Source organism: Chlorogloeopsis fritschii PCC 6912, assembly GCF_000317285.1.
In the GTDB taxonomy this organism is placed as follows: Bacteria; Cyanobacteriota; Cyanobacteriia; order Cyanobacteriales; family Nostocaceae; genus Chlorogloeopsis; species Chlorogloeopsis fritschii.
The window spans coordinates 1-14,519 of record NZ_AJLN01000035.1 but is presented as its reverse complement, the minus strand read 5'-3'; the positions used below and the strand labels follow the sequence as shown (position 1 = coordinate 14,519).

Sequence of the window (14,519 nt, the reverse complement as noted above, 5' to 3'; positions counted from 1 at the left end):
GTAAGTTATTTTTGATTTTTAATACAGCTTTTATCAATATCTAACCCTAGAATAAAACATCTAAAATCTCTTAATTTTTGTTCGTAATTCATCTTTAATTCGATTGAGAATTGACTTTTCATCTAGCGTTGCTAAAATTTTGTTAATTACTGCTTTTGGCCCTTCTGGCCCCCAAGTTGCTCCATTAGCTAAATAAGCTTTGGTTACTTGTCCAATTCCATAAGAAGAAACACCACTTACTGCAGCTTGTGTTAGCGCTACCGATAGATAAGGAGCAAGAGAAGCACCACCAGTTGCGGGTGCAGAGATGCCAAATAAAGTTTTTAGAGAACTTAAGCCAAAATTTGCTAAAAGTTCGCTGGCACTAATACCGCCCATACCCAGAGCGATTTTTTGCAGCAATTTAACAGCGCCTGTTTCTGTCATGGGAATACCGTAGAGTTTAGATAAACCCAGAATTAAAACAACATCAATGACTGCACCGCTCAGAATATCGACGACAGTTAGAGGATTGAGAGCGATCGCACAAGCTTTAGTCATTACCGCCTTCCAAATTAACTCATTGGCAGCATTCTCCCGAATTGCCAACTTGCGCTGCACCAATTGCTCATTCACGTTGTCAGCATAGAGCATGGTGTTCAAAGCGACTAGGGCTTTTCCTTCACGGTGGAGAATCTCCAAAATTTTCAGCTTCAGTTCCTCCATTTGGGCTTTACCCTGACGCATTTGCAAGCCTCTAGTACCATCAGCACGATAAACTACTGTCTTGACTAGCGGTGATGCTGCTGCCATCACAATTTCATCAGGAGAAAGTAACTCTCGCACCCGCTCATCCCGAATTTTTTGATAAATTGCCATGCGATCGGCTTCTGGATACTGATCGACTTTGTTAAACACGAGCAATATTGGTTTACCCGCTTCCCGTAGTTGAGAAAGGGCTTCGTGTTCGACTTTTGTCATATCGCCGGCAATAACAAACAAAATTAAATCTGCTTGTTTTGCTACTTGCTCTGCCAAAGCAGCACGAGTTTCACCATCAACTTCGTCTAACCCCGGAGTATCAATCAATTCTACTTGCGAGTGACCAACTCCAGGTAAAGTAACTCTTAAGGCGCGTTCTGTTTCGCCAACAGCTTCCTCAGTGATAGTCCAATTCACTCGCTGGGCAGTGCGGGTAACACCGTGCAATGGCCCCGTTTCAAACACTGTTTGCCCTACTAAAGCATTCAACAGAGAAGACTTGCCCCGCCCTACCATACCAAAAGCAGCAATTTGTACTACCATGCGGTCTAACTTGCCCAACATGGTTTCTAAATCGCCGATTTCTATCTCTAGCCCTGCTTCTTCTTCAGGAGTGAGGTCAAAACTTGCTACCAAATTTTGCAACGCCGTTTGTGCCTGTTTATAGTTGAGTTCTGCCTGAATATCTTCAAAGCTGAAAATGGCATTATCTAGTTCCTTCTCCCAATTAAGGGAATTTGTATCCGTTTTGGACGCAGCGCTCTGATCGGGATCGGGCAGGGGCAATATCGAAGTCATAACAAATTTGAATTTAAGATTTTGGCTTTTAAATTTTGAGATTAATGTCCTTTTCAATCCTAGTAATTTTTAGCAACAAATTGGGAGAGGGGAGGCGGGGACAAGGGAGACAAGGGGACAAAGGGACACGGAGAAGGGGAGAAAAGGGGACAAGGGGACAAGGAGAAAGGGAGACAAGGGGACAAGGGGACAAGGAGTAACAAACAACCAATGACCAATGACTAATGACTAACTACAAACAAGTGTCCAAAATGATCTAGAGTGAAAAATGCATTAAGTATAGTACTGACTTGACAAAATCACCTGTGCGAAAAATAGTAATTGCTGGAAACTGGAAAATGTTCAAAACCCAGGCAGAATCCCAAGAGTTTTTAACGGGATTTCTGCCTACTTTAGAAGAAACCCCACAAGACAGAGAAGTGGTATTGTGTGTTCCATTCACTGATTTAAATGTTTTGTCCAAAAGTTTGCATGGTAGCCGCGTACAACTAGGAGCGCAAAACGTTCACTGGGAAGACTGTGGAGCCTACACGGGTGAAATTTCCGGGCCGATGTTACAAGAAATTGGGGTGCGTTATGTAGTTGTCGGTCATAGCGAAAGACGACAATATTTTGGAGAAACGGATCAAACTGTGAATTGGCGTCTGAAGGCAGCTCAAAAGAATGGTTTAATTCCGATCCTGTGTGTAGGTGAAACTAAACAACAACGAGATGCAGGGGAAACGGAAGCACTGATTTCTAACCAGTTGGAAAAAGATTTAGTAGACATAGATCAAAGCAATTTGGTAATTGCCTACGAACCGATTTGGGCGATCGGTACTGGTGACACTTGTGAAGCCACTGAAGCCAATCGAGTCATTGGTTTAATTCGCAGCCAATTAAAAAACCCCAATATGACAATTCAATATGGCGGTTCAGTAAAGCCGAATAATATTGATGAAATCATGGCTCAACCAGAAATCGATGGCGTTCTAGTGGGAGGAGCAAGCCTTGAGCCTAGTAGTTTCGCCCGGATTGTGAATTACAAATAGATTATCAACAATTGGAACCATTAAGGCACAAAGGCACGAAGGCTAAATATCATTGATGTTTCCTTTGAGTCTTAGTGGTTTTTCTAACCCTAAAAATTTTGCCATGCCAAGCAATTTAACAATTCGCGATCGCACTTTTGAATGGGGACGACGAACTTATTTGATGGGTGTTTTGAACGTCACACCCGATAGTTTCAGTGATGGTGGTGAATTTCACTCTACTGCTGCTGCTTTAGCCCAAGCGCAAGCACTGCAAGCTGCTGGTGCAGATATTATTGATGTGGGCGGTCAATCGACACGACCAGGAGCAGAACAAATTACTGTTAGCGAAGAGCTTGATCGTGTTTTACCAGTAATACAACTACTACGTCAAAAAATCACTTTACCAATTTCTGTAGACACAACGCGGGCAGAGGTAGCAAAAGCTGCTATTCAAGTAGGTGCAGATATAGTTAATGATATATCTGGAGGCACATTTGACCCGGAAATGCTACCAGCTGTAGCAAAATTAAACGTGCCAATTATTATCATGCATATCCGTGGTAATCCGCAGACTATGCAAAAGATCACAGACTATCAAAATTTGATGGAGGAAATTTCTAATTTTTTGGCTCGGCAAATTGCGGCAGCGACTGCTGCGGGTATTGATTCAGAAAAAATTATTATCGATCCAGGTATCGGCTTTGCCAAGAACTACGAGCAGAATTTAGAAATTTTTCGCCGCTTGCCAGAATTACGAAAACTCAACTGTCCGATTTTAGTGGGGCCATCCCGTAAAAGTTTTATTGGTCGCATTTTAGATCAACCAGATCCAAAAGCACGAGTATGGGGAACGGCAGCGGCGTGTTGTGCTGCTATCTTTACAGGAGCTGATATTCTCCGAGTTCACGATGTTCACGAAATGCGGGATGTCTGCTTAGTTGCAGATGCCATTTTCCGACAGTCCTCATAAATCCTGCTTTCTGACTAGGTAGAACCATGCTCAGATGGCTTGCCGTTACCATTTTCTTTAGTTGCTGCCTCGGCAATCACCTCTTTCATCAAATCACCACTTTTGCCTGGATCTACAAAGACTACTTTGGCATTTTCGCTTTCACCTAGTCTGTAGCTAGCATTAATGTAGTCTTGAGCAACGAGGTAGCGCAAAATTTCCTTGCTTTCAGGACTAGTGCGTAATGCCTCAGCAATAATCTGCATCGAAGTCTTAGTTCCTTCAGCTTTCTTAATCGCGGCTTGTCGTTCTCCTTCAGCTTCTAAAATAGCAGCGCGGCTTTTAATTTCTGCTGCTCGCTGTTCTTCCATAGACTTGCGCACGCTTTCGGGCGGTGTAATTCTCTGAATATCTACTCGCAGAACATTAATCCCCCATGTTGTAGTAGTCTGATTCAATTCATCCAACAAGGCTTTATTCATCTCTGCTCTAGAAGCATTAGTTTCTTCCAAAGTATTCTGGGCAATAACTTCTCGGAGTGTGGTTGTCGCCAAATTATTCAGCCCTTGTTGTAAATCGTCAATTTGATAAAAGCTTTTTTCGATATCGACGATGCGCCAGTAGACCACTGCATCTACTTCCAGATAAATGTTATCTTTAGTAATTACATTTTGCGGTTTGATATCTAAAACTTGCTCCCGCGTAGTATCTTCCATCACAATTTGATCTACCAAAGGAACAATAAAGTTAAGTCCTGGTCTAAGTTTGCGATGATACCGTCCCAAACGTTCTACGAGGGCTTCATTCCCTTGACTAACAAGTTTTGCAGATCCTAAGGCATAGCCTAAAAGCACTAAGACTATAGCAATGATTGGCTCCATGTATGCTCCTAATTAAGCTTTTGGGAAATTTACTTTACGGACTCAATTCTACTTTGTCCTACCTTTCAGTCTAGTGGGTGGAATGTGTAATGTTCTTATCACAAGCAGCGCACTTAGGCAAGACTGTTTAGCGAATATCGAAGATGCGGACATTGTGTTAAGAAATATCGATATTAAAGCACTATTTTAATAGTAAGGTGGGCACTCTCCACAACGTAAAAATAAGGGTTTGAGGAAAGTTAGGCAGTGCCCACCCTACAAAAATAGCAATCAAGCAACTGGTGCAAGATGTGAATTAAGAAATATCGGTATTAAAGCACTATTAACTTTACTCTAAAGCACCTAATTATACTTATAATCTCGTACAATCTCGGAGTGAGTTATGATTACTTAACTGATGTGGGTGCGGGAAAACTACAAAAATAGATGTTATGCTGCATTTTTCCATAACGCCTTGATGTACATACTCTAACCTTTGGAACGTGGATCAAGTTCTTACAGAGCATCCAGTACTAAAGCTAAGTACGATCGCTCTACCCTCACAAACGAAAATTTTTAAGCAGATTGCTATTTTCAAAAAGGAGGAATATATGCTCACCAAATCTGTTATTCTCTCTCATCGCAGCGAATGGGTTGAGTGGCATCTTACTCCCAGAGGCTGGGAACGAGGAACCGAAAAATGCGACAATCTCGCTCACCTTATAAAAGTAGAACCTCCCGAAGACAGGGTTTTAACGTGCAGATATCATCAGAATATAGCTGTTAATTCTATCTGGTTGCAGACACATATTAGCGAGATTTGGAAATCTGCAAACCAAGAAATAGTTAATAAACTGTTGGAAAAGTTTGGTTCTTGTCCGCAAATTTTATAAATTAGGCGTTGCTGATTTCATGGCGTGAAAATAATTTTGTATAATGCCAAACCCCTTTGCTTGTAGAGACGCGATATATCGCGTCTCTACATTCAGTAACGCTATCTTGCTTAACCCAGACATTCCTTAAAGAAAGTTAGCACCTGCTCTGGGTAATCTACTACATATTGATAAGCACCAAAACGATGATCTGTCTCAGGATAAAGGGGTTCTACAGCGTTGGGCGTGGCTGCTACCATACTGGCTACATCAGCAACACTACCCCATTTATCACCTGTTCCTTGGACATAAAGTACAGGAGTATTGCGCGCTCCAAAAGCGGCGTAGACAGGTTGGAGATAAGCAGTTTTGGGAGCACCGAATAAACGATAAAGAATTTCAATAGGGATGTTAATTAGTTTACCTATGACACCGTATTTATCGGTACGATAGCGTTCTCCGAACAGCGATGAGGTATTGGGCTGTACAGCAACAGCAGCTTTAATGTCTGTGGTTTCGGGCAGTGTATACACTACGGTGTTGCCTCCCATCGAAAACCCGACAGTGACGATCCGATTCGGATCTACTTCAGTTCGGCTTTTGACGTAGCGGATAGCTCCCAACAAGTCATGTTTTTCAAATAAGCCATAGGTAACTGGAATCCTGGCTGCACTCTCACCAAAATTGCTCAAGTCAAACATTAGCACGTTATAGTTCTGCTCGTGCAATGCTTTGGTTAAGGGAAACAGGTTAATTGGCTTACTTCCTGGCAAGTCTCCGAGGAAATCGTTAGCTTTTGTACCTATCCGATTCCAAGGCCAGCCATGTAAAACGATCGCCACGGCAGATGGAGTTGACTTAGCAGGAATAAACCAGCCTTTGAGACGTATTCCATCCAGAGCCGGAAACTCCACATCTTCATAGCTTAACCCTAATTCTTGCTTGGGATTAGTCCACAGCCGTTGCCGCTTTGGTGCAATTACTAACCGCGCTGAGTTGGCGATCGCTAAAACGAATACCAACAAAACTATAACAATCAGCCAGATAAATATATTCATTTACTATTCATGCTCCGCGTGATTTTTACTACCATTTTTCTTGGTGTAAATCTGACAGCTTCAGCAAGTAACTTGTTTTTCCAGCCAGGAATCACAACTGTTTTGTTAGACATCAAGCCGCGATAGCCTATCTTAGCTACAGTTTCTGCATCCATACTTTTCTGGCTAGTAAATAGTTTGGATTGCTCCATAGCAGCCCTTTGTTGAAAACTAGATTCTGTCGGCCCCGGACACAATGCTGTTACAGTAACACCTGTACCTTCTAATTCATTAGCGATCGCTTCCGAAAACGACAAGACATAGGCTTTTGTTGCGTAATAAACTGCCATGAGCGGCCCTGGTTGAAAGGCAGCCCCAGAGGAAACATTCAAGACTTTGCCATAGCCTTGCTGCACCATATCTTTAAGAAATAATTTAGTTAAATGGGTGAGACTAACCACATTTACTTGTAGCAATTCTAATTCTGATTTAAGGTCAGTTTCGTGAAAGAAGCCATAGGAACCAAAGCCAGCATTATTTACTAGTACATCTACTTTGATTCCAGCTTGTTGTAGTTCTGTAAAAATCTCTGTGGGAGTTGTTGGTACAGATAAATCCTTAACAATAATTTCAACTTTTATATTCGATTTTTCTGTGAATTCCTTGGCAATTTTCTTTAGCTTTTCTTCACTTCTAGCAACTAGCACTAGATTGTAACCATCGAGTGCAAATAACTTAGCTAATTCATAGCCAATTCCTCCAGATGCTCCGGTAATGAGTGCAGTTTTTCCCATGCCTAAATAGTCTGTTTTGTTCATAAAACAGAAACTTCTTTTTTATTTAAATTCTTGGATTGATGAACCTCGTTATAACCTAAAAAATACTAATTACGTAATTTGTAAAGTAAATATAAGAATATTCAATTTTGGAAGGCGATCGTACTGTTTAAGACAATGCCGTTCAGTTAAGGTTAGCTCCCCCTTAAAAAGGGGGAAAATTAACCGCGTTTTGCCTCCCTTTTCAAGGGGGTTTCTCGTTACCAGGTTTCTCGTTACCAGGCTAAACCTGGTAACGAGGGTTTCGAGGCTGTGCCTCCAGGTGCTTGGTAGGAGTTTTGATGTGAATAAATAAACTGTTTGATAGAGGTAAAAAACTTCCTAATTAGGTATGATATGACTCCGAAATAAGTTCTGAAAAACTAGAAAACTCACAAAATCTCTAATTTTACAAATTTATGAGAAGTTTATTACAAATTGAAACATCCAATGACCTTTACTCACGCTCTAAAGAAAAAAGCCGAGACTATGAAGATATTCTAGTTGTCGGTCAACCACTGCAAGTCTCCCTAAAAAATCTTGCGCCTGCTGAGGATGCAATTGTTAGTTTCAAAATCCGGGGAGAAATAGAAGTTTATTCTAGCGTAAACCAACCCATTGCTACACAAACACAGATTCCTCTCCAGCAAGTTCCGGAGATTACCCTTATAACAAGAACCTTTAGCGATCGCCAAAAAGACCGTTCTTTACAAATAACCTTTGAAGATGATAATGGTCGTGAGTTGAGTCAATTTCAAATCCAACTAACTTCTCTGCGGATTTGTTTAGATGTGGATGCAGATCGAGATGGAATTATTGACGAAAATAATCCTCATAAAGGGGATTGGCAATGGGGAATTAATGGTCATGGTGCAGTCTTATTAGTAAATAGCGATCGCGATTTTGTTCATTCTGCTGATGAATACGATGGCGGAGATAACTATATTAAAGGTCTGCTGGATCTAAAAGATTTTAGCTTTATGATTGTTCGCAAAGTTGGTTTAAGAGATTTACCTTCTGGATGCGAACTGTGCTTATCAGTTAACCAAGACACCGCCAAACGCATTCGCATTTATGACGAATTAGATAGAAGTGGCTATGAGTTAATTGGCCCTGAAAACACAAAAGCAAAAATTAGAAATACTGACCAAGATATTATCTTGGCTATTGAGGGACTAGCTTATCCTGATTTTGACTTCGATGGCATGGTTGAAATAAATTTAACTCTGGAGAAAAAAGGAAAAACCATCTACAGCGATCGCGTGGTTTTTCGAGTTGCTCCTTGGATGATGACTCCTAATACTTTATCTCCAACCACTGTCTTTGTTTCTCGTTTATCTGACGGACGTAACGAAGAATTTATTGAAGAACTGAGAAAAGTTGTTGGTAAAGCCAACGCGCAACTAGAGCCTGTTCCTTTTGAGTTTCATCAGGACGATCCTTGGATGCGAGACGAAATTGAAATTGGTTACACTCAAGCTCCAGGGCACCTAATGCACGTAGTACTTGATTCGCCACGCGATCGTGGATTAATTCACTTCGTCAAACGCAAACTATTAGGAATTGACTTTGGTTATGTAACCCGTAGAAGCCGCCATGAACCCACAAAATTAGACTCTTTTGGAAATCTAGAAGTTTCTCCACCAGTAACCGTAAAAGGTGTTAATTATCCCTTCGGTCGTTTAATATTTGGGGGGGCGCGTAAAGAAATTATTCAAGAGCCGCGTCGAATGTTAAGAGTCTTGCGAGACTTTCTCTATGCCCAAAAAATTCAAGCCCCCTTTGAAATTTTTTCTGACTGGCTTAGTGTAGGTCATATAGATGAATTTATGACCTTTGTTCCTGCTCCTAATCTTAAAGGTTTCAAACTACTTCTCGCTAGCACTGCCAAGTGTTATGAGCTTCTCCAACGCTTACGAGATGAAGGACATTCTCAGGTATTATTGCGGCAAGGAAAGCGACTTTATGGCAAACCTGCTGATATTAGTGTGACAGATATTCTCGACGATCAAGACTTAGCCGATCAAAACCAGCGCTTTCAAGAACACATTAATTGGAATCGAGAGGTTTTGAAACAGGAATTAGACTTAGGTGAAGAAGACATTATTGATATCCCTGCTTTATTTCAAGATAATGGCAAAGGTGATGGGCGAGCAGAAACTTTTTTCCCCAATATGGTTAATATGATTGTTTTCAATCAGCATCTTGCTATTCCCAAACCATTTGGCCCTAAGGTTAACAATCAATGTCAATTTGAAGCATATGTTAAAGAAATTTTAGAACCTTTGGGTTTAGTTTGTCACTTTATCGATGATTGGGAGCCTTATTTTCGAGGAGGAGGGGAAATTCATTGTGGTACTAATGCATCTCGACAACCTTTTGCCCAAAAATGGTGGGAAATTGAGCCGACATTCTTTTAGAGAGGGCTAATTCCAATTTGACCAAAACTAGGGCGTTGCTGATTTAATGTATGAAATTAATTTTGCATAATGCCAAAACCCTTGTACCAGACGCGATATATCGCGTCTGGGCATCCGGATTCATAGCGCGATTCAGCAACGCCAAAACTAGGGTGTGGGGAAAATTATTCCCACTGCAAGATATTTTTACCTTATTTTTTTGCGTAGGGTAGTATGAAGTTAGCTTTCAATAGGCTACAGCTATGACTCTGGCATCCAATCACAAAGCTGCTATCATTCGCACAGAACGCGGACTTACGATCGCAGGTACTCGCATTACTCTGTATGACGTAATGGATTATGTGACAGCACAGTATCCACCCAAATTTATCCGCAACATTTTAAGCCTTACGGATGAGCAAATAGATGCTGCTTTGGCTTACATTGAGGCGCATCGTACAGAGGTTGAAGCAGAGTATCAAACTGTCCTTGAGGAAGCAGAAGAACTCCGACAGTACTGGGAAGAACAAAATCGCGAGCTATTTGCCCGTATAGCGGCAAAACCTCCGAAACCAGGTACAGAAGCTATCCGAGCAAAACTTCAGGCGGCGAAAGCCAAACTTGAGTCGAAGGCATGAACTTTCTGATTGACCACAATGAGGTGTTTTAGTATCGAGCGATCGCAGCCATAGCAGTCATATTCTGTATTATTCTATTTTCCTAGCTGCCAAATACTCATACAACTGCCAACGCGCATCAACTTCAGCTTGCGCTGCTTGCAATAAGTGCTTGGCAAGTTCAGGTTTGCTCTTAGCCAGCATTTGGAAGCGATTTTCTTGATACATTGACTCTAGAACTGGTTGCTTGGGCGATGACATATCTAATTGCAAAGGATTTTTACCTTGTGTTTGCAACTCAGGATTATATCGATATAGTAACCAGCGCCCTGATTCTACCAATGCCTTTTGGTTACTCATTGCTGTTGTCATGTTGATGCCGTGGGCGATGCAATGGCTGTAGGCAATAATTAACGATGGGCCGTCATAGGCTTCAGCTTCTAAAAATGCTTTCAAAGTCTGGTCATCTCGTGCGCCTAATGCTACACTCGCCACGTAAATATTACCGTAGCTCATCGCGATTAATCCTAAATCTTTTTTGGCAGCAGGCTTACCACTGGAGGCAAATTTGGCAACTGCTGCCCGTGGAGTTGATTTGGAAGCTTGACCACCAGTATTAGAATAAACTTCGGTATCCATCACCAAGACGTTGACATTACGACTACTAGCAAGCACGTGATCTAGTCCGCCAAAGTCAATATCATACGCCCAACCGTCACCACCGACAATCCAAACACTTTTTTTAACAAGATAATCAGCTAAAGATTTTAAAGATTTTAGTTTTCTTATTTTCTCCGCGTCTTCTTCTACTATAAGTTCATCTACACGTTGTTTAAGAAGAGCAATTCGTTCGCGTTGTGCATAGATATCTGCTTCAGTTTTTTGTGCAGCACTAAGAATAGACTGAACTAAGTTATTGCCAACCTCACTACTCAATTCCTGCAAAAGTTCAGCAGCATATTCAGCTTGTTTGTCCAAAGATAAGCGAAAACCAAAGCCAAATTCAGCATTATCTTCAAATAAACTATTAGACCATGCCGGGCCTTTACCTTGAGCATTTTTTGTCCAAGGAGTTGTAGGCAAGTTTCCACCGTAAATCGAAGAGCAGCCTGTGGCATTGGCAATTACCGCGCGATCGCCAAATAGTTGTGTCAGTAATTTTAAATAAGGTGTTTCACCACAACCAGCACAAGCACCGGAAAATTCAAATAATGGTTCTTGCAGTTGTTGTTGGCGAATTTGGTTGAGTTTTAGTTTGCGTCGGTCAGGATTTGGTAAATTCAAAAAGAAATTCCAGTTTTCCCGCTCTTGCTCCCGCAAAGGCAACTGGGGTTTCATATTAATCGCCTTTCTTTCTGGCTGGGCTTTATTTCTAACTGGGCAAATATCAACGCAGATACCGCACCCCGTGCAGTCTTCTGATGCTACTTGAATAGTAAATTTCTGCCCGGCAAAGTCTTTATCCTTGGCATTGGTTGACTTGAAATTTACAGGAGCATTCGCTAACCAATCTGGTGGATAAACTTTAGAGCGAATCGCACCGTGGGGACAAACCATAACACACTTGCTGCACTGTACGCAGATATCTGGCTCCCAAACAGGAATTTCCTGTGCGACATTGCGTTTTTCCCACCGAGAAGTTCCAGTCGGATAAGTACCATCAGCAGGGAAAGCACTCACAGGTAATTCATCCCCCTGCCACGCCATGATTTTACCTAGAACTTCGCGGACGAATTGTGGCGCATTCTTAGAAACAAAGGGATGTTTGTATTTTTTGCTGTAAACGTTACTGGGTATATCTACTTTATGTAAATTACTAAGGGTGTTGTCTACCGCTTGCAAGTTCATGCGGATGACTTCTACGCCTTTTTTACCGTAAGTTTTTTCAATAGTTTGTTTAATTTTAGCGATCGCTTCTTCTTCTGGCAGCACTCCCGCAAGAGTAAAGAAGCAGACTTGCATAATTGTATTAATTCGTCTGCCCATGCCACTTTCACGGGCAACTTTGTTAGCATCAATAACGTAAAATTTTAATTTCTTTTTGATAATCTGCTGCTGTACTTCGGCTGGTAAATACTTCCAAACGGTATCAGCATCGTAGGGACTATTTAACAGGAATATTGCTCCAGGCACAGCTGCCTTAAGAACATCAACGCGTTCTATAAATGTCCATTGATGGCAGCCGATGAAGTTTGCTTGTTCAATTAAATAGGTGGAGCGAATTGGCTGAGAGCCGAAGCGGAGGTGAGAAACAGTCATCGAGCCAGATTTCTTGGAATCGTAGACAAAGTAACCTTGGGCGTAATTGTCTGTTTCTTCACCGATAATCTTGATGGAATTTTTATTTGCGCTGACGGTGCCATCGGAACCCAACCCGTAGAACATGGCTCGAACAACGTTATCGGGTTCCGTTGAGAAGTTCAAGTCGAAACTTAAGGAAGTATGACTTAAGTCGTCATTAATTCCAATAGTAAAGTGGTTTTTCGGTTTTTCTTGTGCCAGGTTATCAAAGATAGCCCGCACCATTGCCGGGGTAAATTCTTTAGAAGAAAGACCATAACGACCACCGATAATTATAGGAGAGGTTCTTCTGCCACTGCCTCGCTCGCTACACACTTCATGCATAGCTGTTACTACATCCAGGTACAACGGTTCTCCAGCGCTACCGGGTTCTTTGGTGCGATCCAAAACAGCGATCGCCTTTGTAGTATCGGGCAAAGCTTCTACAAAGTTTTTGGTATCAAAGGGGCGATAAAGTCGAACTTTGAGCACGCCTACCTTTTCGCCGCGAGCATTGAGGTAATCTACGGTTTCATGTACCGTTTCGCAGCCAGAACCCATGAGAACAATGACGCGATCGGCATCCTTTGCCCCATGATATTCATAAATTTGGTAATGCCGTCCCGTGGATTCTCCAAATTCATCCATAACTTGCTGGACAATTTCAGGGCAGGCATCATAAAAAGGGTTAACTCGTTCCCGCCCTTGGAAGTAAACATCAGGGTTTTGAGCAGTTCCCCGCAAAACTGGGCGATCGGGCGTTAAAGCACGGGAGCGGTGGGCAAGTACTAATTCTTCATCAATAAGCGATCGCAAATCGCTATCTTGTAGCAATTGGACTTTCTGAATTTCGTGAGAGGTGCGAAACCCATCAAAAAAGTGCATAAATGGCACTCGCGCTTTGAGAGTAGCGGCTTGGGCAATTAGCGCAAAATCGTGAGCTTCCTGTACTGAAGCAGAACACAGTAGAGCAAAGCCAGTGGCACGGGCTGCCATTACGTCACTGTGATCGCCGAAAATCGACAAAGCGTGAGTAGCCAGGGAGCGTGCTGCAACATGAAGGACAAAGCTAGTCAACTCGCCAGCAATTTTGTACAGGTTGGGAATCATCAACAATAATCCCTGGGATGAGGTGAAGGTTGTTGTCAGAGAACCTGTTTGTAATGCTCCATGCACAGCAGCAGCGGCTCCACCTTCACTCTGCATCTCGATTACACTCGGAACTGTACCCCATAAGTTAGGAGATTCTTGTGCTGCCCAAGTATCTGCCCATTCACCCATTGCAGAAGAAGGGGTGATCGGATAAATGGCTACAACTTCACTTAAGCGATAAGCAACACGGGCTACAGCTTCATTTCCATCGATAGTTGCAAAGGTTTTGTTCATACATTAATTCTCCTGACAGCTTCCCCAAATGCCGCGATCGCGACGTTCCTAATTAGCAATTAAAGGCATAAATAATTAAAATCCTTTGTGCCCAGACGCGTTATATTTTTTCTAGCTTTGCCTTTTATTTCTATTAAAGCGCCTGGTATAAAAGGCAGAATTAAAAAGGTAGAATTAAGAACATAGCTACCAGAAAGATTAACTCAAAATAGGCTATTATATGTTAAATCAACCTTAATTCAGAGTTATATTTGTACCATCATGGTAGCTTCTATCTACCTTCTTTAAGAGGATAATTAGCAACAACTAGAAATCATCAATGTGGCGTCTTATCATAAGCATAGGTAGAAATAATATTGAAAGATTGCAATTGCTTTGGTACAATTACAATCTACAGGCTATTTGGGTCTCAAGTAGATTATCTCACCCACCAACCTGCTTTAATTAATAACTATTAACGTTGTACTCAAGCAAGAAAACCACTGCTAGCTAGGATTTTCAGAAGTTTTAATATTTTTTTGGGGTATAGGTACGGGATTTGCTAACAGATGTACATTTACAAATTTTCTAGATGTAGAATATTGCTTATCTAGTGAAACTTCAATAATGACACTTACTTAAAAAATATTGAAACTCAATCTTAAGTTTGTAGAGTATATAAAGGTAGTTTAACACACTGTTTTGATGTAACACTTTCTAATGTAAGCATTATTATAATTTAGTAAGTGAATATTTTGTTACCAGATAACTTA

At 41.5% G+C, this 14,519-nt stretch carries 10 protein-coding genes; 5 read left to right on the top strand and 5 right to left on the bottom strand.

What is annotated here, in order from left to right:
• Nucleotides 1-60: 60 nt before the first annotated feature.
• On the bottom strand, nt 61-1,539 hold the full coding sequence (locus tag UYC_RS0102050; protein ID WP_016872972.1) for a GTP-binding protein: 1,479 nt from the start codon (nt 1,537-1,539) through the stop codon (nt 61-63).
• A gap of 305 nt (nt 1,540-1,844) precedes the next feature.
• Here UYC_RS0102050 and tpiA point away from each other — a divergent pair, with 305 nt between their 5' ends.
• Together tpiA and folP are read left to right on the top strand one after the other, a co-directional pair.
• Nucleotides 1,845-2,570, top strand: coding sequence for a triose-phosphate isomerase (tpiA, locus tag UYC_RS0102040; RefSeq protein ID WP_071588411.1), 726 nt, complete (start codon nt 1,845-1,847; stop codon nt 2,568-2,570).
• A 103-nt stretch (nt 2,571-2,673) separates the two neighbouring features.
• A complete protein-coding gene (folP, locus tag UYC_RS0102035) occupies nt 2,674-3,522 on the top strand; it encodes a dihydropteroate synthase (RefSeq protein ID WP_026087328.1) in 849 nt (282 codons plus the stop codon).
• A gap of 14 nt (nt 3,523-3,536) precedes the next feature.
• On the opposite strand, the gene UYC_RS0102030 is transcribed toward folP, so the two are convergent.
• A complete protein-coding gene (locus UYC_RS0102030; protein WP_016872968.1) occupies nt 3,537-4,382 on the bottom strand; it encodes an SPFH domain-containing protein in 846 nt (281 codons plus the stop codon).
• A gap of 590 nt (nt 4,383-4,972) precedes the next feature.
• Between UYC_RS0102030 and UYC_RS0102025 the strand changes: the two genes are divergently transcribed.
• Nucleotides 4,973-5,254 (top strand): hypothetical protein, encoded by a 282-nt coding sequence (locus UYC_RS0102025; protein ID WP_235082864.1) that lies wholly within the window; start codon nt 4,973-4,975, stop codon nt 5,252-5,254.
• 110 nt (nt 5,255-5,364) lie between these two features.
• Here UYC_RS0102025 and UYC_RS0102015 read toward each other — a convergent pair whose 3' ends face one another.
• Nucleotides 5,365-6,291, bottom strand: a complete 927-nt coding sequence (locus tag UYC_RS0102015) for an alpha/beta hydrolase (protein WP_016872965.1) — start codon at nt 6,289-6,291, stop codon at nt 5,365-5,367.
• A complete protein-coding gene (locus tag UYC_RS0102010) occupies nt 6,288-7,088 on the bottom strand; it encodes an SDR family NAD(P)-dependent oxidoreductase (RefSeq protein ID WP_016872964.1) in 801 nt (266 codons plus the stop codon). The genes UYC_RS0102015 and UYC_RS0102010 overlap by 4 nt, the downstream gene beginning before the upstream one ends.
• 416 nt (nt 7,089-7,504) lie before the next feature.
• On the opposite strand from UYC_RS0102010, the gene UYC_RS0102005 reads away from it, so the two are divergent.
• Together UYC_RS0102005 and UYC_RS0102000 are read left to right on the top strand one after the other, a co-directional pair.
• Nucleotides 7,505-9,505 (top strand): protein-arginine deiminase family protein, encoded by a 2,001-nt coding sequence (locus UYC_RS0102005; protein WP_016872963.1) that lies wholly within the window; start codon nt 7,505-7,507, stop codon nt 9,503-9,505.
• 242 nt (nt 9,506-9,747) lie between these two features.
• On the top strand, nt 9,748-10,122 hold the full coding sequence (locus tag UYC_RS0102000) for a DUF433 domain-containing protein (RefSeq protein WP_016872962.1): 375 nt from the start codon (nt 9,748-9,750) through the stop codon (nt 10,120-10,122).
• A gap of 69 nt (nt 10,123-10,191) precedes the next feature.
• On the opposite strand, the gene nifJ is transcribed toward UYC_RS0102000, so the two are convergent.
• Complete coding sequence (gene nifJ, locus UYC_RS0101995; protein WP_016872961.1) at nt 10,192-13,767, bottom strand: pyruvate:ferredoxin (flavodoxin) oxidoreductase; 3,576 nt, start codon at nt 13,765-13,767, stop codon at nt 10,192-10,194.
• Nucleotides 13,768-14,519: the final 752 nt, after the last annotated feature.

What these genes read in the sequence shown, in the direction of transcription:
- UYC_RS0102025 (WP_235082864.1), top strand. Translation starts at nt 4,973, where the DNA reads ATGCTCACCAAATCTGTTATTCTCTCTCATCGCAGCGAATGGGTTGAG.
- nifJ (WP_016872961.1), bottom strand. Translation starts at nt 13,767, where the DNA reads ATGAACAAAACCTTTGCAACTATCGATGGAAATGAAGCTGTAGCCCGT.
- UYC_RS0102000 (WP_016872962.1), top strand. Translation starts at nt 9,748, where the DNA reads ATGACTCTGGCATCCAATCACAAAGCTGCTATCATTCGCACAGAACGC.
- UYC_RS0102010 (WP_016872964.1), bottom strand. Translation starts at nt 7,088, where the DNA reads ATGAACAAAACAGACTATTTAGGCATGGGAAAAACTGCACTCATTACC.
- UYC_RS0102005 (WP_016872963.1), top strand. Translation starts at nt 7,505, where the DNA reads ATGAGAAGTTTATTACAAATTGAAACATCCAATGACCTTTACTCACGC.
- UYC_RS0102050 (WP_016872972.1), bottom strand. Translation starts at nt 1,539, where the DNA reads ATGACTTCGATATTGCCCCTGCCCGATCCCGATCAGAGCGCTGCGTCC.
- UYC_RS0102015 (WP_016872965.1), bottom strand. Translation starts at nt 6,291, where the DNA reads ATGAATATATTTATCTGGCTGATTGTTATAGTTTTGTTGGTATTCGTT.
- UYC_RS0102030 (WP_016872968.1), bottom strand. Translation starts at nt 4,382, where the DNA reads ATGGAGCCAATCATTGCTATAGTCTTAGTGCTTTTAGGCTATGCCTTA.
- folP (WP_026087328.1), top strand. Translation starts at nt 2,674, where the DNA reads ATGCCAAGCAATTTAACAATTCGCGATCGCACTTTTGAATGGGGACGA.